General features: G+C 41.2%; 22 protein-coding genes, 12 tRNA genes and 1 rRNA gene. 29 read left to right on the top strand and 6 right to left on the bottom strand.

The features are described 5' to 3' along the window. The first annotated feature begins 70 nt into the window (after positions 1 to 70). The 13 genes from rrf to PCY11_RS09165 all read left to right on the top strand — a co-directional run bounded on the left by rrf (position 71) and on the right by PCY11_RS09165 (position 1,355). A 5S ribosomal RNA gene (gene rrf / locus PCY11_RS09105) occupies positions 71 to 186 on the top strand. Between the two features lie 131 nt (positions 187 to 317). Beyond that, a tRNA-Val gene (locus PCY11_RS09110) sits at positions 318 to 390 on the top strand. A gap of 5 nt (positions 391 to 395) precedes the next feature. Beyond that, positions 396 to 466, top strand: a tRNA-Gly gene (locus PCY11_RS09115). A 34-nt stretch (positions 467 to 500) separates the two neighbouring features. Then, positions 501 to 574 (top strand) — tRNA-Ile (locus PCY11_RS09120). Positions 575 to 584: 10 nt separating this feature from the next. Then, positions 585 to 656: transfer RNA gene (locus PCY11_RS09125), tRNA-Glu, on the top strand. 7 nt (positions 657 to 663) lie between these two features. Further along, a tRNA-Ser gene (locus PCY11_RS09130) sits at positions 664 to 753 on the top strand. A gap of 9 nt (positions 754 to 762) precedes the next feature. Next, a tRNA-Met gene (locus PCY11_RS09135) sits at positions 763 to 836 on the top strand. Between the two features lie 3 nt (positions 837 to 839). Next, a tRNA-Phe gene (locus PCY11_RS09140) sits at positions 840 to 912 on the top strand. 15 nt (positions 913 to 927) lie between these two features. Continuing rightward, positions 928 to 1,008 (top strand) — tRNA-Tyr (locus tag PCY11_RS09145). 6 nt (positions 1,009 to 1,014) lie between these two features. Beyond that, a tRNA-Trp gene (locus PCY11_RS09150) sits at positions 1,015 to 1,085 on the top strand. Between the two features lie 12 nt (positions 1,086 to 1,097). Next, positions 1,098 to 1,170 (top strand) — tRNA-His (locus PCY11_RS09155). Positions 1,171 to 1,189: 19 nt separating this feature from the next. Beyond that, a tRNA-Gln gene (locus tag PCY11_RS09160) sits at positions 1,190 to 1,261 on the top strand. A gap of 10 nt (positions 1,262 to 1,271) precedes the next feature. Continuing rightward, a tRNA-Leu gene (locus tag PCY11_RS09165) sits at positions 1,272 to 1,355 on the top strand. A gap of 74 nt (positions 1,356 to 1,429) precedes the next feature. On the opposite strand, the gene PCY11_RS09170 is transcribed toward PCY11_RS09165, so the two are convergent. The 5 genes from PCY11_RS09170 to PCY11_RS09190 all read right to left on the bottom strand — a co-directional run bounded on the left by PCY11_RS09170 (position 1,430) and on the right by PCY11_RS09190 (position 5,015). Continuing rightward, positions 1,430 to 2,563, bottom strand: a complete 1,134-nt coding sequence (locus PCY11_RS09170; protein ID WP_301362711.1) for a site-specific integrase — start codon at positions 2,561 to 2,563, stop codon at positions 1,430 to 1,432. 3 nt (positions 2,564 to 2,566) lie between these two features. Continuing rightward, on the bottom strand, positions 2,567 to 2,761 hold the full coding sequence (locus PCY11_RS09175) for a DUF3173 domain-containing protein (RefSeq protein WP_301362712.1): 195 nt from the start codon (positions 2,759 to 2,761) through the stop codon (positions 2,567 to 2,569). A 59-nt stretch (positions 2,762 to 2,820) separates the two neighbouring features. Then, positions 2,821 to 3,207: a hypothetical protein gene (locus PCY11_RS09180; protein WP_254730721.1), complete on the bottom strand. Its 387-nt coding sequence runs from the start codon at positions 3,205 to 3,207 to the stop codon at positions 2,821 to 2,823. Between the two features lie 2 nt (positions 3,208 to 3,209). Then, positions 3,210 to 4,250, bottom strand: a complete 1,041-nt coding sequence (locus tag PCY11_RS09185; protein WP_301362713.1) for a replication initiation factor domain-containing protein — start codon at positions 4,248 to 4,250, stop codon at positions 3,210 to 3,212. A gap of 291 nt (positions 4,251 to 4,541) precedes the next feature. Continuing rightward, complete coding sequence (locus tag PCY11_RS09190; protein ID WP_301362714.1) at positions 4,542 to 5,015, bottom strand: hypothetical protein; 474 nt, start codon at positions 5,013 to 5,015, stop codon at positions 4,542 to 4,544. A gap of 321 nt (positions 5,016 to 5,336) precedes the next feature. On the opposite strand from PCY11_RS09190, the gene PCY11_RS09195 reads away from it, so the two are divergent. The 8 genes from PCY11_RS09195 to PCY11_RS09230 all read left to right on the top strand — a co-directional run bounded on the left by PCY11_RS09195 (position 5,337) and on the right by PCY11_RS09230 (position 11,867). Next, positions 5,337 to 5,789, top strand: coding sequence for a helix-turn-helix domain-containing protein (locus PCY11_RS09195; RefSeq protein WP_301362715.1), 453 nt, complete (start codon positions 5,337 to 5,339; stop codon positions 5,787 to 5,789). 289 nt (positions 5,790 to 6,078) lie between these two features. Beyond that, positions 6,079 to 6,714 carry a DJ-1/PfpI family protein gene (locus PCY11_RS09200; protein ID WP_032913075.1) on the top strand — a complete coding sequence of 212 codons (636 nt, stop codon included), beginning with the start codon at positions 6,079 to 6,081 and terminating at the stop codon, positions 6,712 to 6,714. A gap of 1 nt (position 6,715) precedes the next feature. Further along, positions 6,716 to 7,240, top strand: a complete 525-nt coding sequence (locus PCY11_RS09205; protein ID WP_301362716.1) for a DUF1697 domain-containing protein — start codon at positions 6,716 to 6,718, stop codon at positions 7,238 to 7,240. Between the two features lie 485 nt (positions 7,241 to 7,725). After that, positions 7,726 to 8,163 carry a zinc-dependent MarR family transcriptional regulator gene (locus PCY11_RS09210; protein ID WP_003004547.1) on the top strand — a complete coding sequence of 146 codons (438 nt, stop codon included), beginning with the start codon at positions 7,726 to 7,728 and terminating at the stop codon, positions 8,161 to 8,163. A 1-nt stretch (position 8,164) separates the two neighbouring features. Next, on the top strand, positions 8,165 to 8,869 hold the full coding sequence (locus PCY11_RS09215; RefSeq protein WP_003013743.1) for a metal ABC transporter ATP-binding protein: 705 nt from the start codon (positions 8,165 to 8,167) through the stop codon (positions 8,867 to 8,869). After that, positions 8,862 to 9,665, top strand: a complete 804-nt coding sequence (locus PCY11_RS09220; RefSeq protein ID WP_003009676.1) for a metal ABC transporter permease — start codon at positions 8,862 to 8,864, stop codon at positions 9,663 to 9,665. The genes PCY11_RS09215 and PCY11_RS09220 overlap by 8 nt, the downstream gene beginning before the upstream one ends. Positions 9,666 to 9,667: 2 nt before the next feature. Then, positions 9,668 to 11,173 carry a zinc ABC transporter substrate-binding protein AdcA gene (locus PCY11_RS09225; protein WP_118096029.1) on the top strand — a complete coding sequence of 502 codons (1,506 nt, stop codon included), beginning with the start codon at positions 9,668 to 9,670 and terminating at the stop codon, positions 11,171 to 11,173. Positions 11,174 to 11,312: 139 nt separating this feature from the next. Continuing rightward, positions 11,313 to 11,867, top strand: a complete 555-nt coding sequence (locus PCY11_RS09230) for a DUF6287 domain-containing protein (RefSeq protein WP_049475186.1) — start codon at positions 11,313 to 11,315, stop codon at positions 11,865 to 11,867. 189 nt (positions 11,868 to 12,056) lie between these two features. Here the strand turns inward: PCY11_RS09230 and PCY11_RS09235 are convergent, their stop codons facing one another. Continuing rightward, a complete protein-coding gene (locus PCY11_RS09235; RefSeq protein ID WP_070845900.1) occupies positions 12,057 to 14,132 on the bottom strand; it encodes a GH92 family glycosyl hydrolase in 2,076 nt (691 codons plus the stop codon). A gap of 214 nt (positions 14,133 to 14,346) precedes the next feature. Here PCY11_RS09235 and PCY11_RS09240 point away from each other — a divergent pair, with 214 nt between their 5' ends. The 8 genes from PCY11_RS09240 to PCY11_RS09275 all read left to right on the top strand — a co-directional run bounded on the left by PCY11_RS09240 (position 14,347) and on the right by PCY11_RS09275 (position 25,625). Further along, complete coding sequence (locus tag PCY11_RS09240; RefSeq protein WP_070465331.1) at positions 14,347 to 15,627, top strand: glycoside hydrolase family 125 protein; 1,281 nt, start codon at positions 14,347 to 14,349, stop codon at positions 15,625 to 15,627. 76 nt (positions 15,628 to 15,703) lie between these two features. Continuing rightward, positions 15,704 to 18,349 carry an alpha-mannosidase gene (locus PCY11_RS09245; RefSeq protein ID WP_070845898.1) on the top strand — a complete coding sequence of 882 codons (2,646 nt, stop codon included), beginning with the start codon at positions 15,704 to 15,706 and terminating at the stop codon, positions 18,347 to 18,349. A gap of 85 nt (positions 18,350 to 18,434) precedes the next feature. Then, entirely contained in the window at positions 18,435 to 19,304 is an 870-nt protein-coding gene (locus PCY11_RS09250) for an ROK family protein (protein WP_003009697.1), read from the top strand. Beyond that, positions 19,298 to 21,178, top strand: a complete 1,881-nt coding sequence (locus tag PCY11_RS09255) for a beta-N-acetylhexosaminidase (protein ID WP_070845896.1) — start codon at positions 19,298 to 19,300, stop codon at positions 21,176 to 21,178. The genes PCY11_RS09250 and PCY11_RS09255 overlap by 7 nt, the downstream gene beginning before the upstream one ends. Before the next feature lie 227 nt (positions 21,179 to 21,405). Beyond that, entirely contained in the window at positions 21,406 to 22,335 is a 930-nt protein-coding gene (locus PCY11_RS09260) for a sugar ABC transporter permease (protein WP_003009701.1), read from the top strand. 13 nt (positions 22,336 to 22,348) lie between these two features. Then, entirely contained in the window at positions 22,349 to 23,281 is a 933-nt protein-coding gene (locus PCY11_RS09265; RefSeq protein WP_003004100.1) for a carbohydrate ABC transporter permease, read from the top strand. A gap of 79 nt (positions 23,282 to 23,360) precedes the next feature. Next, positions 23,361 to 24,842, top strand: a complete 1,482-nt coding sequence (locus PCY11_RS09270) for an ABC transporter substrate-binding protein (RefSeq protein ID WP_003009706.1) — start codon at positions 23,361 to 23,363, stop codon at positions 24,840 to 24,842. Positions 24,843 to 25,013: 171 nt separating this feature from the next. Beyond that, entirely contained in the window at positions 25,014 to 25,625 is a 612-nt protein-coding gene (locus tag PCY11_RS09275; RefSeq protein WP_021154271.1) for a YesL family protein, read from the top strand. Position 25,626: the final 1 nt, after the last annotated feature.

Raw genomic sequence — 25,626 nt, forward strand, 5'->3', positions numbered from 1 at the left:
AGATATTGACAACGTAAGGTTAACTTGTTAGAATATAGATGTTCAATTTTGAATGTTTAATCATTCAGAGTTAAGTGACGATAGCCTAGGAGATACACCTGTACCCATGCCGAACACAGCAGTTAAGTCCTAGAACGCCGGAAGTAGTTGGGGGTTGCCCCCTGTGAGATAAGGTAGTCGCTTAGCAAGAGATTGAGCCTAGTAGATACTAGGCTCATTTGGGAGTTTAGCTCAGCTAAGGAGAACGCAAGTTCGACTTTGTTGAAACTGACGTAAGTCAGTGCACGACAGGGATCCAGTGAGTTAAACGACCATTTGGGAGTTTAGCTCAGCTGGGAGAGCATCTGCCTTACAAGCAGAGGGTCAGCGGTTCGATCCCGTTAACTCCCATTTAAGCGGGTGTAGTTTAGTGGTAAAACTACAGCCTTCCAAGCTGTTGTCGCGAGTTCGATTCTCGTCACCCGCTTTGAACATAGGTTCATTACCAAGTTTTTTAACTTGGGCGCGTAGCTCAGGTGGTTAGAGCGCACGCCTGATAAGCGTGAGGTCGGTGGTTCGAGTCCACTCGTGCCCATTAATAGTATGGTCCGTTGGTCAAGGGGTTAAGACACCGCCTTTTCACGGCGGTAACACGGGTTCGAATCCCGTACGGACTATATATTTGGAGGATTACCCAAGTCCGGCTGAAGGGAACGGTCTTGAAAACCGTCAGGCGTGTAAAAGCGTGCGTGGGTTCGAATCCCACATCCTCCTTAATATTAACGCGGGATGGAGCAGCTCGGTAGCTCGTCGGGCTCATAACCCGAAGGTCGTAGGTTCAAATCCTGCTCCCGCAATTTGGCTCGGTAGCTCAGTTGGTAGAGCAATGGATTGAAGCTCCATGTGTCGGCGGTTCGATTCCGTCTCGCGCCATCAATTCAATAATCAGGAAGGGTAGCGAAGAGGCTAAACGCGGCGGACTGTAAATCCGCTCCTTCGGGTTCGGGGGTTCGAATCCCTCCCCTTCCATCCTTTACGGGCATAGTTTAAAGGTAGAACTAAGGTCTCCAAAACCTTCAGTGTGGGTTCAATTCCTACTGCCCGTGTTAATAATTATGGCGGGTGTGGTGAAGTGGTTAACACACCAGATTGTGGCTCTGGCATGCGTGGGTTCGATCCCCATCACTCGCCTATTTATTAATATTATTATTGGGGTATAGCCAAGCGGTAAGGCAAGGGACTTTGACTCCCTCATGCGTTGGTTCGAATCCAGCTACCCCAGTTAAATTTATGCCGGCGTGGCGGAATTGGCAGACGCGCTGGACTCAAAATCCAGTGTCCGCAAGGACGTGCCGGTTCGACCCCGGCCGCCGGTATAGTTTAAAAGACAAGGTTTTCGGACCTTGTCTTTTTTTCTTTGTTGTGTGTCGAGTTACCAATTTTTTCCATTTTAAAATAAATCATCAAGTTTATTAGCCAATGTTTTCTGTTTGCTAGGGTACAAATGGGAATAAGTATCAATTGTTGTCGTAATAGATGCGTGTCCTAATCTTTCTTTAACAATAAGATAATCTTCCCCTTGATTTATAAGTAATGAAGCATGAGAGTGTCTTAAATCATGAATTCTTATTCTCTTTAAATCTTTATCCCTTTCTAGTATTTGCTTAAACTTCTTATCAATCATATTTTTTGTAATAGTTATTGGTGTACTCTGTATTATTTGTAGTTCGTCAGTATTTTCGGTAAATTCCTTAAGTCTTTCTTTTTGTTTTTCTTTCCAATCTTTTAGCATTTCCGTTAATTTCTGATTGATTGTAATATTTCTTGTACCTGATCGTGTTTTTGTTGTATTAATGTAGCTTGTATTATTTACAAAGTATACCGTTTTGGTAACGAAAATTGTATTTGTTAAAAGATTTATATCATTCCAGTTCAATGCGAGTATTTCTCCCATTCTCATCCCAGTAAAGAAAGCAATTACGAAAAACAGGTCATAGCTTGTTTCATCATCTTGAATAAGTTCTCTAAATCTCGTGAATTCTTCTATACTCCAAAATTTGATATTAGGCTTCCTAATTGGTAATTTTCTAAGATTCTCAACAGGATTTTTATCAATGAGGGATTTTCTTATACCAGTATCAAAAATTTTTTTAAGTAAAATTAGAACCTTATTAATTGTATTATAGCTTAAAACTTCATTTTCATTTTGTTTTTTAGGTTTTGTTTTCAGGTATTCACGAAATTCGAATATATGGTCATACGTTAATTTGTTTAAATTTGTATTTTTAAAATATGGTTTAATATGACGCTCATAATTGTTTCTTTGTGTACTTGTATAGCTTATTTTTCTGCCATTTTTCAGATCATCTTCTTCAAGTAAGTCGAATAACATATCTGTTGTTACTACAAAGTCAAATTGTTTTTCTTTTAATTCTACAACTCTAATATGTTGTTCAAGTTCTAGGGCTTCTTTTTTAGATTTTAATCCTTTTCGAATGATACGTATTCTTTTTTGTGTGACGGGGTGGAAACCATTAGAAACATCAACGGTCCATTTACCACTTTTAGTTTTACGAATAGTCATTCATTATGCTTCTTTCTGGAGTTTAATTCCTAATAGTTCTTCAGCGACACTGGCTGGAATTGTACCAATCCGTTTGTTATCGTAGATGTTAAAACCACGATTCACCAATAGTACCTTGCCAGTATGGATAATCTTTCTTGCAGTTCCTGGAGCAAATCCAAGTTCGATAAGGTCATCTTTTGTTACAGTTTTAATCATGTGATCTCCTTTTCTATTCAGATTAAGTAAGGGGAGGATTAACTCCCCTTGTCTGATACTTATTTTTGTTTTACATCTACTAAATGGATAGCATCCGCCTTGTAATACATCGTTGAACTAATCATAGTGGCTTGTAAATTGTCAAATGTAACTGGTACTTGATCCATTGCTTGGATATAGTCATTATCAACCAAGGCATCTGGATTATCTACTGAGACTTGGGTTGATTTCTTTTTGAATTGTCCATCCTTGATTGTTACATTGTATTTCCAACCGATGATTTTATTGGTATTAAAACGTCTTTCGCTACCATCTCGGTTTTTGATAATTTCTCCGTTTGCATCTGCTCGGACTTCAGTTTCAAATTTTGGAATAACTTCATCCAATTCAAATTTTGTTCCAATGTTATTAAAATTCCAGTCATTTTGTGAAAGCATTTTTGCCATAATTAATTTCTCCTTTTGATATTTTCTTTGATTGTAGGGATTAAATCTTCTCTTTTAAAGAGAATTGCCCTTTCTATTAATCCACTTGCTAAATCTGGTGGATATTCCATTTTGTTGAGTGCGAGATAGTTAGATTTCTCATACTCATGCAGTAAATTATTGTCGTATAGAAATTTATACGCTTTTAGAATAGCTCCAGAACCTTTATAGGTAAACCATTCTAATTTTTGTTCTAGTTCTGTTTTTTGTTTTGAAATAATGATAGAGACAGGTTTTGAGTGACCTAAAAACTTTCCCCAAGATCTCAAAGGTTTTGAGAAGTGACTATCACTATAGAACCTCACTTTTTCTTTGAGATATCCCTTGGTAAAGTTGAGAAGATCTATTTCTGAATGCAACCATTCTTGAATGAAGTAGTGAGCTTTTTCTTTCCTAAGTTCTAACTCAGTTCTTATCCAATTTTCTATATACCGCTTGCTGATACCGAGCTTCTCAGCTCGTTCTAAGCGTTTATCGTAAATTCTAAGTCTTTCATCATCATTGGGTTTTCTCAAATATAAGGTCTGGCCGATTGTTTCATCTCCGTAGGTATTGTAGTAGGTGCTTTTTCCATATATAAAGCGTTTCTTCTGACAAATCTTTAGAAGCTGATTAGGAGTGAAATAGGGTGTTTCATTAAAATCATCTATTGCAATATCAATTCGTCTTACTGAAAATTGATTGTAATTGTAGTAGAGGTTGTTCAGAAACTGTCTTTCGGACAGACTATTTGGATCTAACACCATATCTCTATAGAACTCGAGTGCCTGTCCTGACATGACAAGCATGTAGGACGACTCTTTCGCTCCATAGTAGATACGGATATTCCCATAATGAAGCTGGCTATCATAGTTATAGTATTTAAGGCTCCCTTTATTCTCAATAAATAGGTCATAGTCAAGAAATAGAATGTCTTCGATTATTTCTCTTGACGAAAATTCAGTCTCATCAAACTGAATTTGAATCCAGTCAAATACAGAACGTAAATGTTCATTTTTTGCCATAGATTTTGATTCAACTTTTTGCCTAATTTTGCCACCCTTAAAATCTCCAAAACCCTTGGGAATACTGAATTCTTTCGATGGAACACCTAACTTGCAGAGGGTGGTGTTACTTTTTGCCTAATTTTGCCACCCTTAAAATCTCCAAAACCCTTGGGAATACTGAATTCTTTCGATGGAACACCTAACTTGCAGAGGGTGGTGTTACTACACACCCTATCGGTCAAAAATGGTCCGTCCACATCTACGCTCATTTTCGGCTTTCTGCCTCATGGCTCAGCCGAAAACTCGCTATTAGCCGAACCTATTTTTTGACCTCTTCTGAACAAACCCTAGTAAGCCGGTTTGCATCGACTCTTCAATATCTTGGATTTTCTTTTTTAGACTGGCATTCTCATTTTTTATCAGTCGTATTTCTCGCTTAAATTCCTGTTTTAAGGCGCTCAGTTCATCGTAGAGCTCATCTATTACTTGGTTTAGGGATTCTTGCTCATTGTCTGCTAGGCTCCCAAATACGTCTTGTATAGCCTCTTTTAGACCTATTTCAAGTTTTAGGTTAGCTAACTTTTGAAATTGTCTAAGGTCTTCGTTTGTAAAGTCATAGGCAACTGTATAACTTAATTGATGAGTTCTTGGATTTCTACTGATAGGAATTTTAATTTTTTTAAATTCCTTGCCACTTATCTCTTTAATCAGTTGAATCCAATTTTTAAGAGTAGAGGTAGAGTTTAGGCCAGAAATTTGATTGACTAACTCTTTATTGGTCATCTTTTTGTGAAACCTCCGAAATTTTCTTGTGCAACTGAGGACTTTTCTGTGGTATAATTGTTACATAATATGTTTTGATCTTGGAACGAATGGCACATTTGTTTCAAGATTTTTTTATTTTGTCGAATCTTACCTCCTTTATTAAAATTTTTTAAATCGAACTATTAGTTACATACGCTTTTACCTCCTTTTATGATATAATATTCTCAATGGAATATTTAATCTCAAAATAAATATTCCTTATGGAATAATTCTATTTTATACCGTTTAGAATATTTTGTCAAGCTAAAATATACAGAATCGAATATTAAAGAGGATACAATGTTTAGTAATAATTCTTTTGGAGATCGTCTTAAGGAACTGAGAAAGAGTAAGAAGTTAACACAGGTACAAGTTTCTGAGATGATTGATGTACAACAAGGTACTTATTCTCGTTGGGAAAACGGAACTTTAGAGCCTAATTTAAAAGCGGTTGTCAAATTAGCAAAATTATTTGATACCACGACCGACTATTTATTAGGAAAAACGACTTACAGTACTCTAGATGTTGTCCCGCATCCAATCACTAAAATTGATTTGAAAAAATTAAAAGAGTTTAATAAAACAGATCTAAATGATCTGAAGTTTGCTATTGTCATGCATGGGATAAAAAATCATTTCACTGCATTTGACTATATGGACGAGCTAGTCTCTAAATATAATTTAGATGAAGAGGAGCAAGAAATATTGCATACCCTTTTTAAAGAGGTTTATGATTATTTTAATGCAGATTGATGATTTGTTTTTAGTTTCTAAATTCATTCTAGATGTTGGTACTATTTGTCATTATCCTTCACTCTGCTTTTAAACGGGAGCACAGTGGTATTGAGGACAAGTGGTTGAAACGTTGCATAAGTTGATAACATAAATACAAACCTACGGTGAGCCTCCGTAGGTTGTTTAATGTCTAAAAATCGCTATTTTACTGATGAAGTAAAAAATATTGGTATTACAGCGAAACATAAAATATGATACAATAAAAACAATTAATAGTTCGATCATTTATCAAAGAGGAGTAAGAATGATGAAAAATATTTATATGTATATTCAAGATACTATGGCTGATTTCGAACACGGCTATTTAATGCAGGCGCTAAGCTTACAGTCAATGTTAGGAGAAGCTAAAGTAAAATTAGTAACAGTTTCTAAAGGGAAAAAGTCTATAAAAACTGCTGGAGGCATGACAATTGTTCCAGATGTTAATCTATATGATTTAGATACTGCAAATGCAGCTGCGCTAGTGCTTATTGGAGGTGATACTTGGTTGGATAATGAGCAAGATGATGTTTTAGAAGTAGCCTCTAAACTATTGCAAGAAAATATTTTAGTTGGAGCTATTTGTGGCGCTACTTTGGGATTAGCTGAAAAAGGAATTTTAGATAATCGATATCATACAAGTAATGCTTCATTCTTTTTAACCCAGATGAGCCAACATTATCGAGGGCAGGATTATTATAAAGATGAGATTGCAGTTCAAGATGGAAAGCTTATTACCGCTAGCTCAGCCGGATCTTTATCATGGACTAAGCTCATTGTCGAGGAGTTAGGCCTATATTCAAAATCTACAGTAGAAGCATGGTTTAATTATTTTTCAACGGGGGATGCTCATTATTATTTTGAAATGATGAACTCTTTAGAAAAAGATGCACAAGGACATTAGTATGAAAAAGATTATTCTTCTTCGCGGAGTAACACCAACAGGTACCAATAGAATTCCCAAAATGTCTTATTTAGTAGAAATCCTAACAGAAGTTGGTTTTTTAAATGTTCAAACATATATTCAGAGTGGGAATATACTGTTAGAATCAGAGTTATCTGACGAAGAAATCAGAAAGTTAGTTCATGATACGATTTTGGATAAAATTGGAGCTGATTTATCAATAATTATCAAAGAAATTAATCAATTAGAGATTGCTATTCAAGAAAACCCATTTGATAATACTTATGATAGTTCTCGTATTCATCTAGTTTTTACTAACGAAGAGATTCCCGAAAGTACTCTAACAGAACTTAGTAGAGAGAATTTTGGAGATGAAGAGTTCTATGGTGGTCACGAGTGCTGTTACCTATATTTACCACGTGATGCTCGAAAAAAACGTTTAAACACAAATTATCTTGAAAAGAAATTTAGAATTCGGATGACTATGAGGAAGTTGAGTGTGGTAGAACGACTTACGAAATTATAATCTTTAAACAAGATAACTACATAACGTTCCATATCCTCCTTGTTAGGGGAAAGAAGCTTCTTTTTGTTTGATTTCCTAGATATAGTTCTATTTAGTTTCTATATTTTTAGTATTCTAAAAGAGATAAAGGAATTAAAGTAAATAAAAGGTAAGTAAATAGATAGACGAAATCTAATTTGAAATATCTTTATCTGGGGCATGAGTCCGTGTCTTTAACGGGGTTACCAAAAAGTTACAAAAATTTGAAAAATGAGTCTATTTTGCAAAATTCAAAAGGCTTAAAACCCTATTAAATCAGGGTTGTAAGATTTAAATAATGTAGTTATGGAACTCAAAATCCAGTGTCCGCAAGGACGTGCCGGTTCGACCCCGGCCGCCGGTATAGATTATAAAGGAGTTTTACTCCTTTTTTTGTTTTAATTTTTTCTTTTTTGTGATATAATTAACCGGTAAAGTTTCATTTAGTGAATTAGAAGGAGTCAATTTTGTCTGAAGTTGCAAATAAAATCGATCGATTTTTAAATTCTATTTTATTGTTATCAGAAAATCAGCATGAGATTTTAGTTGGTTCTTGTACAAGTGGTGTTTCATTAACTAACACTCAGGAACATATTTTGATGCTGGTTGCTGATGAAGCTCTAACCAATTCTGTCTTAGCTAAGAAATTGAATGTCAGTCAGGCGGCTATCACGAAGGCCGTGAAGCCCTTATTAAGTCAGGGCATGCTGGAGACTTATCGAGATGAAAATGATGCTCGGGTTCTCTATTATCGCTTAACTGAGATTGGTAAGCCTATTGCATTAGAGCATCAGCACCACCATCAGCATACTCTTCACACTTATGAGGATGTTTTGTCGAAGTTTACAAAGAATGAGCAAGGGGTCATTTCGCGGTTTTTAGATCTATTGGAAGAGGAGTTATAGTTTGAGGTATATTACGGTTTCGAATTTATCGTTTTATTATGATCGGGAACCGGTTTTAGAAGGGATCAATTACTACTTAGATAGTGGGGAGTTTGTGACTTTGACCGGTGAAAATGGTGCTGCTAAGTCAACCTTGATTAAGGCTAGTCTTGGGATTTTACAGCCCAAGGTGGGGACAGTTGAGATTTCAAAGACGAATGTTAAGGGAAAGAAGTTAAGGATTGCTTATTTGCCACAACAGATTGCTAGTTTTAATGCTGGATTTCCAAGTACGGTCTATGAATTTGTGAAGTCAGGTCGGTATCCTCGTAAAGGCTGGTTTCGAAAGTTGAATGAGCACGATGAAAAACATATTCTGAAGAGTTTAGAATCTGTTGGGATGCTGGAGTTCAAGGATCGGGCGATTGGTTCTTTGTCTGGTGGTCAGAAACAGCGGGCCGTCATTGCTCGGATGTTTGCTTCTGATCCGGATATCTTTGTTTTAGATGAACCGACAACAGGGATGGATGCGACGACAAAGAGTGATTTTTATGAGTTGATGCATCACAGTGCGCATCACCATCAAAAATCTGTTTTGATGATTACGCACGATCCAGAAGAGGTTAACCAATTTGCGGATCGGAATATTCATTTGGTTCGTGACCAGAGCTCTCCTTGGAGATGTTTTAACGTCCATGATACAGAAGGGGAGGGTGACCATGCTTGATTTATTCCAGTATGATTTTATGCAGCGGGCCTTGTTGGCTATGGTTGCCATGAGTCTTTTTTCTCCTGTGTTAGGGATTTTCTTGATTTTGAGACGGCAGAGTCTGATGAGTGATACGCTGAGTCACGTCTCTCTTGCGGGTGTCGCTTTTGGACTTTTTCTTGGGATCTCTCCGACGCTCTCGACTATGATCATTGTCATTATTGCTGCGGTCTTTCTTGAGTATTTGCGGACCTTATTTAAGGACTTTATGGAGATCGGGACGGCAATTTTAATGTCCACTGGTCTTGCCCTAGCTTTAGTACTGATGCGTGGTGGTGGGAAAAGCTCGATGAGCTTGGATCAGTATTTGTTTGGTTCTACCCTAACCATTACGGATGAACAGGTGATCGCCTTGTTTGTGATTGCTTTCGTTGTATTAGTGCTGACGGCCTTATTCTTGCGGCCTATGTATATTTTGACTTTTGATGAAGATACGGCCTTCGTAGATGGCCTTCCGGTCCGGACCATGTCCATTTTATTTAATGTGGTGACAGGGGTTGCTATCGCCTTAATGATTCCTGCAGCAGGATCGTTATTGGTTTCAACTATCATGGTCTTACCGGCTAGTATTGCGCTGAAATTAGGGAAGAACTTCCGTGGGGTCATGCTGATTGCGGTCATCATTGGCTTTATCGGGATGTTTAGTGGGTTGATTTTGTCTTATATTGCAGATACACCGGCGAGTGCCAGCATCACGCTTTTGTTTGTGGCACTGTTCTTGCTTGTGAATCTTGGATCACGTTTGAGGAAGTAAATATGAAATTTAAAAAAATAGGTTTAATGTTGTTGGTGGCTTTTGCCCTTATCTTGACTGCTTGTGGTAAAAGTCAGAGTCAAAATGGAAAATTAAAAGTGATGACCACTTTTTATCCTGTTTATGATTTTACAAAAAATATTGTCGGAGATGAAGGAACGGTAGACCTGCTCATTGGAGCGGGATCAGAGCCTCATGAATATGAATTGTCTGCTAAGGGGCGGGCTATGATTCAAGATTCGGATGTTTTCGTTTATGAGAATGAAAACATGGAAACGTGGGTTCCAAATCTTTTGAAATCCATGAAGGATAAGAAAACCAAAGTGATCGATGCTACCAAGGGTATGGTCTTGCTTCCTGGATTGGAAGAGGAACATGAACACGAAGGGGGCGAAGAACACCATCATGAATATGATCCTCACCTTTGGCTGTCTCCACATCGTGCCATGAAGATGGTAGAGTCGATTCGTGATCAGTTGGTCGCAGCTTATCCAGATAAGAAAAAGACGTTTGAGAAAAATGCCCAAGCCTATCTGAAGAAATTACAGGCTTTGGATCAAGCTTATCAGGATGGATTGAAAGATGCGAAGCAAAAGAATTTCGTGACCCAACACGCGGCTTTCCGTTACTTGGCCTTGGATTATGGATTAAACCAGGTGGCCATTTCAGGGATTTCACCTGATAGCGAGCCTTCTGCTGCACGATTGCGTGAATTGACAGAGTATATCAAGAAAAATGAGATCAAGGTCATTTACTTTGAGGAAAATGCTTCTAAGTCCTTGGCGAAAACCTTGTCTTCTGAAGCTGGTGTTGAGTTGGCTGTCTTAAATCCTTTGGAAAGCCTGACGGATCAAGAAATGAAAGATGGCGAAGACTACGTGTCTGTTATGAAGGAGAATCTGAAGGCGCTAGAGAAAACAACGTCACAAGCTGGTAAGGATATTCAACCGGAACATGAGGAAGACGCTAAGACAGTTCAAAAGGGCTATTTCGAGGATAGTCAAGTGAAGGATCGTAGTTTGGCAAATTATGCGGGTGATTGGAAATCGGTTTATCCATACTTGCAAGATGGAACTTTGGATCAGGTATTTGATTATAAGGCAAAATTAAATCCAACTATGACGGCTGCTGAGTATAAGGAATATTATACCAAGGGTTACCAAACAGATATTGATCGGATTAAGATTGATAAGGATTCAATGGAGTTTTATCAAAAAGGATCTTCTAAGAAATATACCTATAAATACGTAGGTAAGCACATTTTGACTTATAAGAAGGGGAATCGTGGTGTTCGTTATCTCTTTGAAGCCAAGGAGAGCGATGCGGGAGACTTCAAATATGTTCAATTTAGTGACCATGAAATTACTCCGGTAAAGGCAGCCCACTTCCACATTTTCCATGGAGGAAAGAGTCAAGAAGCGCTTTATGATGAGTTGGAAAATTGGCCAACGTATTATCCTTCGAACTTATCTGGTTTAGAAGTAGCACAGGAAATGCTGGCTCACTGAAAGTAGTATTCAAAGAGAGATTGGGATGTATTATCCCGGTCTTTTTTTGATCAGAAATAGGAAGTAGAGCTTGTCAAATGTTTGAAAATACGTTACAATGAGAGGGCTTTAAACTAAAAAAATGTATGGGGAATTTTTAATGAAAAAAGTTGGTGCAATTCTGGTGAGTTTTCTTAGTGTACTCCTGTTGGTGGCTTGTTCGCAACAGAGCGCGAGTAAGAAATCTGATTCTTCTAGTCAAACAAGTGCTTCTTCTGAGGTGAAAAAGACGACAGCTTCTAGTTCGGAAGTGAAGGAGAAAGAAAAAAAAGAAGAGAAAAAAGAAGTGAAGAAAATGGATCTTGAGGCTATTGCTAATGGGGATTACAGCAGTATTGCTGGTGTCTGGCAAGATGATAAAGGAAACAAGCTGGTCTTTAACGACAAAGGGTTGGTTTCACAAGAGTTGGAGGGCTATGGTGCTTCTTTGACGGATTATGGGACAGCCTCAGAAGGGATCTATGGTGGTCGTGATGGTGGCTTCTTGTTGGAGTATATTCCTGCGGGAGTAACCATTGGTGATCAGGTCGATGATCAAGGACAAGTTGTTTTTAAGGATACATCCGATGCCTCTAAGAACCGCTTGTGGTCTGGTGTTGGTATCGCTAGTTTTGGGGAACAAGGCTCGATCTACTATCATGTAGGAGATGAATAATGGAAAAAGAGAGTGGGACAGAAATCGGTAATTCGTTAGAATTCGATTTCGTCGTCCCACCTCCGCACAGTTGAGTAGGGCTGTAAAAGCTGATGAAATCAGCGTAGTAGAGCCCACTCAACCACTGCGTCTTGCTCGACAATCCAAAAATAATTGAGAGGCTAGGACTTCTGTCCCACTCTCTTTTTCTTATGCATGTGGGGGGAGCCAAGAAAGATCGAACTGAAGTAGCTGGGCTTCAAGGAGATCTTGATGGAAAATCTCTTGCTGCGCTTTGCCATCTAATCGGGCTTTTTGGATGAAATAGGCACCTGTAGTATGGGAGTTGGCACAAATTTTGAGCTCATGGTTTGGAAGATGGAGAAGAACTTCTTTAAAGAGAGGGAGGCCCAGATCATAGATTGGTTTTCCTGGGCAGGTTGGATAGAGCCCAAGGGCTGACCAGATGTACCAAGCAGATAGGCTACCGTTGTCTTCATCACCTGGATAGGCTTGGAAATCTTGATGGAAAGCTTGGGAACGGATCTGGTGGATCAGGAGATTGGTGTATTCGGGATGAAGGCTGTAACGGAAGAGGTAGGGAATGTGGAAGCTGGGTTGATTGGAGATGGCGATCTGCCCAAATGGGGCTTGGGCCATTTCACTCATTTCATGGATTTCATAGCCATATCCTCTTACATCAAATTGAGGTTTTTGATTGGCCAGATCCAGCAGTCGTTGGGTGAAGGCTTTTTTACCGCCCATTAGCTCTATCAGACCGGAGAGGTCGTGTAAGGCTCCAAAAGTAGCTTGGGTGGCAGAGCATTCTGCATAATCTCCTCCCCAGCTGATAGGAGAGAAGGGTTCTTTAAAGTTTCCATTGGTGGATCGTGCTCTCATAAAGCCTGTTTGGGCATCATACAATGTTCGGTAGGAGAGGCTGGAAGCAGCATACCGAGTGGCTGTTTCTGTCTGACCCAATTGCTTGGCAACGGTAGCAATGCAAAAATCACTATAGGCGTAATCTAGGCTATGGCTCACACTTTCGTGAAAATCATCGGGTAGGTAGCCAAGGGCCTTGTAGCTTTCATTGCCATGGCGACCAAAATGTTGCGTGGGATCCGTTTTTTGCGCTGTCTGGAGCATGGCTGTCAGAATGTTTTCATGTAGGTCTGGTGCGATCCCTTTTGTGACAGCATCCGCAAAGACTCCATCGATGAGGGTACCTGGCATCATTCCTCGTTCATCTGGGGCCAACCATTTTGGTAGAAAACCAGTATCCTTGTAAGTGTTTAAAAATCCTTCGAGAAAGTGACGGTAGTAATCGGGGTAGCCAAGGCTAAAGAGCGGAAAAGAGGTCCGAAAGAGGTCCCAAAATCCGACATTCGTATAAGCTTTTCCTGGTTTGATTTCCTGATGGGCAACATCCAGGTGCCAGTCATTTCCCTCGGTATCTGTTTCATAAAAGGTTTGAGGGAAAAGGAGGAGTCGGTACAGGCAATGGTCGAAAAAGGCTTGGTCACGCCCTCCGGCATCTTTTACTTCAATTCGTTTTAGCAGCTGATTCCATTGATCGGCTGCTTCTTTTTTAGCTTCCTCTAGGGAAAGGTTGGGAAGATGGCTGTGAGCCATGTCTTGGGACAGATAAGAAGTTCCTAATTGGACGGTCACTTCATTGCTAGCAAAGGTGAGAAAAAGATCTTGATCGATGTGAGTGACGTTCTCGATCGGCTGGCTAAATTGCCACTGGAGATAGAAAGAGTAGGAAGTATCTGCAGTATGGGCCTGATCCAGAATGCGGAAGTGGCAGGTTTGGTCTGTCAGAGTCAAGTCCTCTAGTTCCTTTGCTGCATGAAAGCAGAGTGTTAGCTTTTCTGGTGCTCGAAAGCGCATGACAGCCCCGTAGCGACTTGGAACCAGCTCGCTTTGAATCTGGTAACGTTCCGAAAAAATACGAAGGTAGTGGGGCTGGAAAAGAGCTTCTTTCATTGAATAACTGCTTTGGCGACGGAAGAGGTCGGAACTTGCAATTTTTCCTGTGATGGGCGTGATGAGGCACCAAGCGTAGTCTCCTATCCAAGGACTAGGCTGGTGGGTGAGGCGAAATCCCTGAAAAATAGGGAGATTGGGGTTGAAAAACCAAGCCCCTTGTTCGTGTGTCGTCTGGGGAAGGAAGTAGTTCATTCCAAAAGGAACTCCGGTATAAGGAAGGGTATTTCCGTGGGAATAGTGGGGATGATTATCGCTTCCCCAGCGGGTATCGATGGTCTGGCATTGTGTGCGCATCTTGTCTCCTTTTTCTTCATCAACCTTAAATGATCTGTGCTTTCTTGGAATACGCGGTGGTATTTTCTTCATTGTATCAAAGTGTTGTCAAATATGATAGCGTTTTTATCAAATGGAAAATTTTGTAGAAAAAGGGCTATAGTTTGCGTATGTATTTCCCCTTTGAAATCTTTTATACTGAATAGGAAAGAATCGATACGTGTGAGGAAAATAAATGACCTATTCAAAAGAAATTGTGCGAGAATGGTTGGATCAAGTGGCTGAGCGAGCTAAGGAGTACCCGGAGTGGGTGGATGTCTTTGAACGTTGTTATACAGACACTTTGGACAACACAGTTGAAATTTTAGAAGATGGTTCAACCTTTGTGTTAACAGGGGACATCCCAGCTATGTGGCTGCGTGACTCAACGGCTCAATTGAGACCCTATCTTCATGTGGCAAAAAGAGACCCTCGTTTGCGCCAGACCATTGCTGGTTTGGTCAAACGCCAGATGACCTTGATCCTCAAGGATCCTTATGCCAACTCTTTTAATATTGAGGAGAACTGGAAGGGTCACCACGAGACCGACCATACCGATTTGAATGGCTGGATTTGGGAGCGCAAGTATGAGGTGGATTCGCTTTGCTACCCCTTGCAACTGGCTTATCTTCTTTGGAAGGAAACTGGTGAGACTAGCCAATTTGATGAAACCTTTGTCACAGCGACCAAGGAAATCCTTCATCTCTGGACAGTGGAGCAAGACCACAAGAATTCCCCTTATCGCTTTGTTCGGGATACAGATCGTAAGGAAGACACGCTGGTGAATGACGGCTTTGGGCCAGATTTCGCCGTGACAGGGATGACCTGGTCAGCCTTTCGTCCAAGTGATGATTGCTGTCAGTATAGTTACTTGATTCCGTCCAATATGTTTGCAGTGGTTGTTTTGGGTTATGTCCAGGAAATCTTTGCAACATTGAATCTAGCTGATAGTGAAAGCATCATTGCAGATGCCAAACGCCTGCAAGCTGAGATTCAAGAAGGCATCGAAAACTATGCCTACACCACTAATAGCAAGGGTGAGAAAATCTATGCCTTTGAGGTAGACGGTTTGGGAAATGCTAGCATCATGGATGATCCGAACGTGCCAAGCTTGTTGGCAGCTCCTTATCTGGGATATTGCGCCATTGACGATGAGGTCTACCAAGCTACTCGTCGGACGATTTTGAGCCCTGAAAATCCCTACTTCTATGAAGGGAAGTACGCAAGTGGACTAGGAAGTTCTCATACGTTTTATCGCTATATCTGGCCGATTGCTTTATCCATTCAAGGATTGACAACGACAGATAAAGCTGAGAAAAAACATTTGCTGGACCAGTTGGTTGCCTGCGATGGAGGCACGGGCGTCATGCACGAAAGTTTCCATGTAGATGATCCAACTAAATACTCGCGTGAATGGTTCTCTTGGGCCAACATGATGTTCTGTGAATTAGTCTTGGATTACTTGGATATTCGCTAATGAGCTGTCGCTTAACAGATTCTTGTAAAGAATCACAAATAGATCTTTAAATTTAAGTTAGAATGAGGTTTTACTCATGGAAAATGTTGTTGTACATATCATCTCTCATAGCCACTGGGATCGTGAGTGGTATCTACCTTTTGAAAGCCACCGGATGCAATTGGTGGAACTGTTTGACAATCTGTTTGATCTTTTTGAAAATGATCCTGAGTTCAAAAGTTTCCACTTGGATGGCCAAACCATTGTCCTTGACGACTATTTAGAAATTCGCCCTGAAAACCGTGATAAGGTGCAGCGTTATATCGACGAGGGCAAGCTCAAGATTGGTCCCTTCTACATCTTGCAGGATGATTACCTGATCTCCAGCGAAGCCAATGTCCGCAATACCTTGATTGGACAAGCTGAATGCGCCAAATGGGGCAAATCTACTCAGATTGGTTACTTCCCAGATACCTTTGGAAATATGGGGCAAGCTCCTCAAATCCTTCAAAAATCAGGCATTCACGTAGCAGCTTTTGGGCGTGGGGTCAAACCAATCGGATTTGACAACCAAGTCCTCGAAGATGAGCAATTCACCTCTCAATTTTCTGAAATGTACTGGCAAGGGGCGGATGGTAGCCGTGTGCTGGGTATTCTCTTTGCCAACTGGTACAGTAACGGGAACGAAATTCCAGTGGATAAAGACGAAGCTTTGGCTTTCTGGAAACAAAAATTGGCAGATGTTCGCGACTATGCCTCAACCAACCAATGGTTAATGATGAACGGCTGCGACCACCAACCGGTTCAACGAAACTTGAGTGAAGCTATTCGCGTGGCCAACGAACTGTTCCCTGACGTGACCTTTATTCATAGCTCCTTTGATGAATATGTGCAAGCAGTGGAAAGTGCACTTCCCGAACAATTATCAACGGTTACGGGAGAATTGACCAGTCAGGAAACCGATGGTTGGTACACTCTTGCTAATACCTCTTCTTCACGTATTTACCTCAAACAAGCCTTCCAAGAAAACAGCAACTTGCTCGAGCAAGTGGTGGAACCTTTGACCATCATTACTGGTGGGCACAACCATAAGGATCAATTGACCTATGCTTGGAAGACACTCTTACAAAATGCGCCACACGATAGTATTTGTGGATGTAGCGTAGATGATGTTCACCGTGAAATGGAAGTTCGTTTTGCCAAGGTCAACCAAGTCGGAAACTTTGTCAAGACCAACCTTCTGAACGAATGGAAGGGTAAACTAGCGACTCAAAAAGCCCAGAGTGAGCACCTCTTTACGGTCATCAACACTGGCTTGCATAATAAGGTGGACACCGTCAGCACGATTGTCGATGTTGCGGTTTGTCCATTTAAGGAATTGCATCCGACAGAAGGCTTCAAGAAAATGGCTGCTTTGAGCTTGCCAGACTACCATGTAGAGGATTTAGATGGACATCTTGTAGAAGCAGAGATTGAGGACTTGGGAGCAAGCTTTGGCTATACCCTGCCTAAGGATAAATTCCGTCAACCTTATATTGCACGTCAAGTGCGCGTGACAATTCCAATTCACCTTGCACCACTTTCTTGGTCAAGCTTCCAACTAGTCGAAGGGCCAGCAGCACAAAGCGATGGTATCTTCCAAAATGGAGTTATTGATACTCCATTTGTGACAGTAAGTGTAGATGAAGGTATCACAGTCTACGACAAGACTACAAACGAAGCTTACGAGGACTTTATCCAATTTGAGGACCGTGGCGATATCGGGAATGAGTACATTTATTTCCAACCAAAAGGAACAGAGCCAATTTTCGCAAAACTGAAAGGTTATGAAATTCTGGAAAACAATGCTCGCTATGCTAAGGTTTTGCTCAAACATGACTTGACTATTCCAGTTAGCGCAGATGAAAAATTGGATGCTGAACAAAGAGGTATCATCGAGTTCATGAAACGAGATGCAGGTCGTTCAGAAGAGTTGACAACCATTCCTCTTGAAACGGAGATGACCATTTTTGTAGATGATCCACAAATTCGCTTCAAGACTCGCTTTACCAATACAGCCAAAGACCACCGCATTCGTCTCTTGGTCAAAACTCATAACACACGCCCAAGTAATGATTCTGAAAGCATCTATGAAGTTGTTACAAGACCAAATAAACCAGCAGCTTCTTGGGAAAATCCTGAAAATCCACAACACCAACAAGCCTTTGTTAGCTTGTATGACGATGTTAAAGGAGTGACAGTAGCCAATAAAGGATTGCACGAATACGAAATCCTTGAGGACGACACCATGGCTGTAACCCTTCTCCGTGCTTCAGGTGAGCTAGGTGACTGGGGCTACTTCCCAACGCCAGAAGCTCAGTGCTTGCGCGATATCGAAGTTGAGTTTGCAGTAGAATGCCATCAAGCAGGGGAACGCTTCTCGGCCTTCCGTCGTGCTAAAGCCTTCCAGGTGCCATTTACAGCTCTTCAAGTTGCAAAACAAGAAGGTAGAGTTGCTGCAACAGGTAGTCTCTTCAACCATGCAGCCCTCAACTTGCCACAAGTCTGCCCAACAGCCTTTAAGGTGGCTGAAAATGAAGAAGGATACGTCCTTCGTTACTACAATATGAGTCAAGAAAATGTTCGCGTGTCAGAAGGACAACAAACGGTTGTCGATCTTCTGGAACAACCGTATCCGGTCCATACAGGTTTATTGGCACCACAAGAAATTCGTACAGAATTGATCAAAAAAGAAGAAATCTAATTTCAAAAAGATAACATAAAAAGAAAGGAGGAGCGAAAAGAGTAAGAACCGACTGCTGATTCGCTCCTTTTTACAGGTAAAAGCAATGACCATTGCAACGATTGATATCGGAGGGACTGGCATTAAGTTTGCTAGTCTAACTCCTGATGGAAAGATTTTAGATAAGGCCAGCACCGCAACGCCAGAGACTCTGGAAGAGTTGCTAGCTTGGTTGGATCAGCGATTGTCAGAACGTGACTACCGTGGGATTGCCATGAGTGTGCCAGGAGCCGTTCATCAAGAAACAGGGGTAATTGAAGGGATCAGTGCCATTCCTTACATCCATGGTTTTTCATGGTATGAGGCGCTTGCTCATCATAAGCTTCCTATCCACCTAGAAAATGATGCCAACTGTGTTGGACTCAGTGAACTGCTAGCTCATCCTGAGATTGAAAATGCAGCCTGTGTCGTGATTGGTACAGGAATCGGTGGAGCCATGATTATCAATGGGAAGCTACACCGTGGTCGTCATGGTTTGGGCGGTGAGTTTGGCTACATGACCACAATCGAGCCCGCAGAAAGACTCAATAACTGGTCACAACTCGCTTCTACAGGAAACATGGTTCGCTATGTGATTGAAAAATCTGGTCAAACCGATTGGGATGGCCGCAAGGTGTACCAAGAGGCGGCAGCAGGTAATGCCCTTTGCCAAGAAGCTATTGAGCGCATGAATCGTAATCTTGCTCAAGGACTGCTCAATATCCAGTACCTGATTGATCCAGATGTGATTAGTCTAGGCGGCTCTATCAGTCAGAACCCTGATTTTATCAAAGGCGTGCAAAAAGCCGTAGATGCCTTTGTGGAAAGATATGAAGAATATACCATCGCTCCAGTCATTCAAGCTTGCACCTATCAGGCAGATGCCAATCTCTACGGTGCCCTTGTCAACTGGTTACAGGAGGAAAACCAATGGTAAGTTTTACCGGAATCAACAGTAAACAAGCGCAAGCTTTAGAGTTGCTCCAAAATCACATTTCTCTACCAGATGTAGAAGTGGCAGTCGCTCAGTCTGACCATGCTTCCATCTCTATCAAGGGGGAGAATGGGCAGTATCAATTGACCTACCGTAAACCTCATCAACTCTACCGTGCCTTGTCTGTGCTCGCAACAGCTTTAGCAGAAGGGGACAAGGTAGAGATTGAAGAGCAGGCGGCCTATGAAGATTTAGCCTATATGGCGGACTGTTCGCGCAATGCCGTGCTCAATGTCGCATCTGCCAAGCAGATGATTGAAGTCTTGGCTCTGATGGGTTATTCAACCTTTGAGCTCTACATGGAAGACACTTATCAAATTGAAGGACAACCTTACTTTGGTTATTTCCGTGGAGCATACTCAGCTGAAGAGTTACAGGAAATCGAAAGCTACGCCCAGCAGTTTGACATGACCTTTGTGCCATGTATCCAAACTTTGGCTCACTTATCAGCCTTTGTCAAATGGGGGATTAAAGAAGTCCAGCAACTCCGCGATGTAGAAGACATTCTCCTCATCGGTGAAGAAAAAGTTTATGACCTGATTGACGGCATGTTTGCGACGTTATCTAAATTACAAACTCGCAAGGTCAATATCGGCATGGATGAAGCTCACCTAGTTGGTTTGGGACGCTACCTCATCTTGAACGGTGTGGTGGATCGGAGTCTTCTCATGTGTCAACACTTGGAGCGCATCTTGGATATTGCGGACAAGTATGGTTTCCACTGCCAGATGTGGAGCGATATGTTCTTTAAGCTCATGTCAGCAGATGGCCAGTACGACCGTGAGGTAGAAATTCCAGAGGAAACGCGTGTTTACCTAGACCGTCTCAAAGACCGTGTCACCTTGGTTTACTGGGATTATTATCAAGATAGCGAGGAAAAATACAACCGAAACTTCCGTAATCACCACAAGATTAGCCAGGATATCGCCTTTGCAGGTGGTGCCTGGAAGTGGATTGGCTTCACGCCCCACAACCATTTCAGCCGTCTCATTGCAGTAGAAGCCAATAAAGCCTGCCGTGCCAACCAGATCAAGGAAGTCATCGTGACGGGCTGGGGGGACAATGGTGGGGAAACAGCCCAGTTCTCTATTTTGCCAAGCTTGCAGATCTGGGCGGAACTCAGCTACCGCAACGACTTAGAACGTTTATCAGCTCACTTCAAGACCAATACAGGCCTATCCGTTGAGGACTTTATGCAACTTGATCTTGCCAACCTCTTGCCAGACCTACCAGATAATCTCAGTGGTATCAACCCTAATCGCTATGTCTTTTATCAGGATGTTCTCTGCCCAATCCTTGACAAGCACATGACTCCTGAGCAGGACAAACCACACTTTACCCAAGCAGCTGAGACTCTTGCTACTATCAAAGAAAAAGCAGGCATCTACGCTTATCTCTTTGAAACTCAGGCACAGTTGAATGCTATTTTAAGTAGTAAAGTGGATGTAGGCCGACGCATTCGTCAAGCCTATCAAAAAGGTGATAAAGAGAGCTTGCAACAAATTGCTAGGGAAGAATTACCAAAATTAAGAAGCCAGATTGAAACCTTCCACAAGCTCTTTAGCCACCAATGGTTGAAAGAAAACAAGGTCTTTGGCTTGGATACAGTAGATATTCGTATGGGTGGGCTCTTGCAACGGATCAAGCGCGCAGAAAGCCGCATTGAGGCTTATCTGTCTGATCAGATTGACCGCATCGACGAACTAGAAGTCGAAATCTTGCCATTTAATGATTTCTACGGGGATCAGGACTTCGCAGCCACAACGGCTAACCAGTGGCATACTATTGCGACTGCCTCAACCATTTATACAACGTAAAAAATGCCAAGTCGGATGACAGAAATCTCATCCGCGGTCGATAGGAGTAGAAGAGGAGCTGTCTTTACGAACACCCTTTTCTACTCCTTTTTTAAAGCTATGTCATAAATTTGTAGAATTTTTTCTATAATTAGGAGTTTGAAAATATAAATGGGCTATCTTATAATAGGTGATGTAAACGCTACCAAAGCAAATAAACACGCTCAAGGCTCAAAGGGGGGAGTTAAATGAAAAAGTTTGTAAGGACTCTGAGAGAAAATTTCATTTTTCTTTTAATGGTCTTACCTGGTGCAGCGTGGTTAATCTTATTCTTCTATATTCCGGTTTTTGGGAATATCGTAGCATTTAAGGACTATCATATCACAGGAGAGGGCTTCATTGACAGTGTCATGAAGAGTAAGTGGGTTGGCTTTGACAACTTCAAATTCCTCTTTAGTTCCAAAGATGCCTACATTATTACAAGAAACACGGTATTGTACAACTTAGGATTCATCTTCTTAGGATTGATTGTTTCCGTTGGGATCGCCATCATCTTTAGTGAGTTGAGATCAAAAAGAGTGGTCAAGGTGCTTCAAACCTCCATGCTCTTCCCGTACTTCCTATCATGGGTTATCATCAGCTTCTTCACCGATGCCTTCCTTAACGTGGACAAAGGATTGGTCAACCACATCTTAACTTCATTTGGTATGAAAGCCATCAATTTCTATTCGGAATTGTGGATCTGGCCAGCGCTTCTCCTCTTCTTAGGAATCTGGAAAGGCTTTGGTTATAGCAGTGTCATGTATTATGCAACCATCATGGGAATTGACCCAACTTACTATGAAGCAGCGACCGTGGATGGTGCGTCTAAGTGGCAACGCATTCGCAACATCACCATTCCTCAGTTGTCTTCCTTGATTACGGTTTTGACCATTCTTGCAGTCGGAAATATCTTCCGCGCAGACTTCGGTCTTTTCTACCAAATCCCGCATAATGCTGGAGCTCTCTATAGTGTAACCAACGTTATTGATGTTTATGTCTACAACGGTTTGACCAAGTCAGGGGATATCGGGATGACAGCAGCAGCCGGTCTTTACCAATCGGTAGTCGGGCTGGTTCTTGTGTTAATCTCAAATATCATTGCCCGTCGCATTGATAAGAATGCCGCTCTCTTCTAGAAAGGAGGATCGTATGAAAAAATCAACCATTCAAAAAGAAAAAATTGATAATGTCGGGATCCATTCTTTCAGTAAGAAGAGCAACTTCTTCTTTACCTTGTTGTTGACCTTGGTCGGCTTGACCTGTGTGCTTCCCTTCATCTTCGTTGTCATGATCTCTTTGACAGACGAACAAAGTTTGGCAGTCCATGGCTTCCAATTCTGGCCAGCAAAATTTGGATTTGATGGTTACCTCTTCTTGGTACAGTTCAAAGACAAAATCTTGCAAGCCCTCTTCATTACCTTGTTTGTGACCATTGTGGGAACAGCATGTAATGTCTTTATCACCACAACTTATGCTTACGCTATCTCACGGAGTACCTTTAAATACCGCAAGTTCTTTACCGTATTTTCACTCCTTAGTATGCTCTTTAGTGCAGGGTTGGTTCCAAGCTACATTGTCACCACTCAACTCTTGCAGTTAGGTGATACCATCGGGGCTTTGATTATCCCAATGTTGCTCAGTCCATTTAACATCATCTTGATGCGGACCTTCTTTAAACGGACCATTCCAGAAGCTATCCTTGAATCCGCTCGGATCGATGGGGCAAGTGAAACACGGATCTTCTTCCAAATCTGCTTGCCATTGTCTCTTCCAGGGATTGCGACCATCAGTTTGTTCACCGCTTTAGGGTTCTGGAATGACTGGTTCAACGCCCTCCTCTATATTAAGAGTGACAACCTTTATCCATTGCAATACCTCTTGATGCAAATCCAAAACAATATGGATTACATCGCTAAAAACGTCGGGGTATCCGGCCAATTGGCAGGAGCTGTACAATCCATCCCACGGGAAACAGGACGTATGGCCATGGTGGTTGTGGCAACAGTGCCAATCGCCATTCTCTATCCATTCTTCCAACGCTACTTTGTAAAAGGCTTGACCATCGGTGGTGTGAAAGAATAACATCGTTTATTGAAAATCAGCAGGATTTTCAACTCATAACTTAGTCTAAAAAGAAAATAACATAAAGGAGATTTTTCTTATGAAAAATTGGAAAAAATACGCGTTAGCATCTGCTAGTGTCATCGCTCTTGGAGCTACTCTTGCTGCTTGTGGAAACCTTACAGGGAACAACAAGAAGTCTGCAACAACTGAAGACGGTAAACCAATCATCAAGATGTACCAAATCGGTGATAAACCAGATAACTTGGATGTTCTTCTTAAAAATGCCAACAAGATCATTGAAAAGAAAGTTGGCGCAAAATTGGATATCCAATATCTTGGTTGGGGTGACTATGCACAAAAAATGAACGTTATCATCTCATCTGGTGAAAACTATGATATTGCCTTTGCTAATAACTATGTCATTAACGCTCAAAAAGGTGCTTATGCTGACTTGACAGAATTGTACAAGAAAGAAGGGAAAGACCTTTACAAAGCACTTGACCCAGCTTACATCAAAGGGAACACTGTAAACGGCAAGATCTATGCTGTTCCAGTAGCAGCTAACGTTGCATCTTCTCAAAACTTTGCATTTAACGGACCACTTCTTGAAAAATATGGTATCGACGTTTCAAACGTGAAAGACTATGCTTCTCTTGAACCAGTCTTGAAAGCCATCAAAGAAAAAGATCCAAACGTTGTTCCATTTGCAATGAACAAGAGCTACGGTGGACCTTCAGATGACTTCGACTATGTGGCTGTTGATGGACTTCCATTCGTGGTTGACTTGAAAGGTGACACTACTAAGATCGTTGACCGTTACACAATTCCTCGTTATGTAGAAAACTTGAAGACTCTTCACAAATACTACGAAGCAGGATACATTCCAAAAGACGTAGCAACGAGCGACACTGGTTATGATCTTTCTCAAGATACATGGTTGGTTCGTGAAGAAACAGTAGGGCCAGCTGACTACGGTAACAGCTTGCTTTCTCGTGTAGCAAACCGTAAGATCGAAATCAAACCATTTACTGAACTGTACAAGAAGAACAATACTACTCAAGTAGCTAACTTTGTTATCTCAAACAACTCTAAGAACAAAGAAAAAGCAATGGAAGTGTTGAACCTCTTGAACACTGATCCAGAACTCTTGAACGGCCTTGTTTATGGACCAGAAGGCAAGAACTGGGAAAAAGTTCCCGGCAAAGAAAACCGTGTCAAAGTCTTGGATGGCTACAACGGAAACACTCACATGTCTGGATGGAACACTGGTAACAACTGGATTCTTTACATCAACGAAAACGTAACAGATGAACAAATTGCACAATCTAAGAAAGACTTGGAAACTGCAAAAGAATCTCCAGCACTTGGCTTCATCTTTAACACAGATAAAGTGAAATCAGAAATCACTGCTCTTACAAATACTTTGAACCAATTCGCAGGTGCTATCAATACTGGTACTGTGGATCCTGAAGTAGAAGTTCCTAAGATGCTTGAAAAATTGAAATCAGAAGGTGCTTACCAAAAAGTGCTTGACGAAATGCAAAAACAATACGACGAATTCCTTGCTTCTAAAAAATAAGAACAGGTAGTTCGAAAAAGGCTTTGGAGGGATCTCCAAAGTCTTTTTGTGTCTTTATGAAAATGAATCTTGTAAATGAAAATCAATATTTCAATTTACCAATGCAAATAGGGGGAAAGCGTTTTATTTTTATGGTATAATAGAATCACTAATTGGAAAAGAGGCTGAATGATGGGAAAAATCATCGAGTTCATTTTTACGAGAGTCTATGTTGCTATGCTGGTAACAGGGATTTTTTGGGTCTTGACGATCTGTGGGGGTGTTCTGCTAGGAGTAGGACCGGCTAGTGCCACTATCATGAGCCTCTATGCGGAAAATGGCATGACCTACAAGGACTATCATTGGTCACGCGCTTGGGAACTCTTCAAAGAAAATCTACGCCCGGCTAATCAAGTCTTTTATACCTTCTTTGCCATTGAAGGGGTTCTTCTCTATGGCATGTACCTCATGATCCAGATTCCTCACTTGAATTTCTTCCAAATTTTGGTTCTTTTGTTTAATCTGGTTTTTCTCTTGGTTGCGCCTCTAGCTTACGCCGTTTATTTGAAATTGCAAGTTCATTTCGATCTCTCTTATGCCAATAGTATCAAGCTCAGTTTGATCGGAATGTTGCTGGACATTCGTCCGGTTCTGAAGTTCATCCTTGGAACTGCGCTACTTGGCGTCATTAGCTACTATATGCCAGCCCTTCTCTTTTTCGTCTTGATCGGTGTATGGCATTTCTTTGTCAATGATATCTTTGACCCTGTTTATCAAAACATCCACGAAAAATTGGTATCCTAAC

The organism is Streptococcus sp. SP8 (assembly GCF_030440045.1).
GTDB classification, from domain to species: Bacteria; Bacillota; Bacilli; order Lactobacillales; family Streptococcaceae; genus Streptococcus; species Streptococcus parasanguinis_I.

Coding starts and splice junctions, on each gene's coding strand:
- PCY11_RS09170 (WP_301362711.1), bottom strand. CDS start 2,563: ATGACTATTCGTAAAACTAAAAGTGGTAAATGGACCGTTGATGTTTCT.
- PCY11_RS09175 (WP_301362712.1), bottom strand. CDS start 2,761: ATGATTAAAACTGTAACAAAAGATGACCTTATCGAACTTGGATTTGCT.
- PCY11_RS09180 (WP_254730721.1), bottom strand. CDS start 3,207: ATGGCAAAAATGCTTTCACAAAATGACTGGAATTTTAATAACATTGGA.
- PCY11_RS09185 (WP_301362713.1), bottom strand. CDS start 4,250: ATGGCAAAAAATGAACATTTACGTTCTGTATTTGACTGGATTCAAATT.
- PCY11_RS09190 (WP_301362714.1), bottom strand. CDS start 5,015: ATGACCAATAAAGAGTTAGTCAATCAAATTTCTGGCCTAAACTCTACC.
- PCY11_RS09195 (WP_301362715.1), top strand. CDS start 5,337: ATGTTTAGTAATAATTCTTTTGGAGATCGTCTTAAGGAACTGAGAAAG.
- PCY11_RS09200 (WP_032913075.1), top strand. CDS start 6,079: ATGAAAAATATTTATATGTATATTCAAGATACTATGGCTGATTTCGAA.
- PCY11_RS09205 (WP_301362716.1), top strand. CDS start 6,716: ATGAAAAAGATTATTCTTCTTCGCGGAGTAACACCAACAGGTACCAAT.
- PCY11_RS09220 (WP_003009676.1), top strand. CDS start 8,862: ATGCTTGATTTATTCCAGTATGATTTTATGCAGCGGGCCTTGTTGGCT.
- PCY11_RS09225 (WP_118096029.1), top strand. CDS start 9,668: ATGAAATTTAAAAAAATAGGTTTAATGTTGTTGGTGGCTTTTGCCCTT.
- PCY11_RS09230 (WP_049475186.1), top strand. CDS start 11,313: ATGAAAAAAGTTGGTGCAATTCTGGTGAGTTTTCTTAGTGTACTCCTG.
- PCY11_RS09235 (WP_070845900.1), bottom strand. CDS start 14,132: ATGCGCACACAATGCCAGACCATCGATACCCGCTGGGGAAGCGATAAT.
- PCY11_RS09240 (WP_070465331.1), top strand. CDS start 14,347: ATGACCTATTCAAAAGAAATTGTGCGAGAATGGTTGGATCAAGTGGCT.
- PCY11_RS09245 (WP_070845898.1), top strand. CDS start 15,704: ATGGAAAATGTTGTTGTACATATCATCTCTCATAGCCACTGGGATCGT.
- PCY11_RS09250 (WP_003009697.1), top strand. CDS start 18,435: ATGACCATTGCAACGATTGATATCGGAGGGACTGGCATTAAGTTTGCT.
- PCY11_RS09255 (WP_070845896.1), top strand. CDS start 19,298: ATGGTAAGTTTTACCGGAATCAACAGTAAACAAGCGCAAGCTTTAGAG.
- PCY11_RS09260 (WP_003009701.1), top strand. CDS start 21,406: ATGAAAAAGTTTGTAAGGACTCTGAGAGAAAATTTCATTTTTCTTTTA.
- PCY11_RS09265 (WP_003004100.1), top strand. CDS start 22,349: ATGAAAAAATCAACCATTCAAAAAGAAAAAATTGATAATGTCGGGATC.
- PCY11_RS09270 (WP_003009706.1), top strand. CDS start 23,361: ATGAAAAATTGGAAAAAATACGCGTTAGCATCTGCTAGTGTCATCGCT.
- PCY11_RS09275 (WP_021154271.1), top strand. CDS start 25,014: ATGGGAAAAATCATCGAGTTCATTTTTACGAGAGTCTATGTTGCTATG.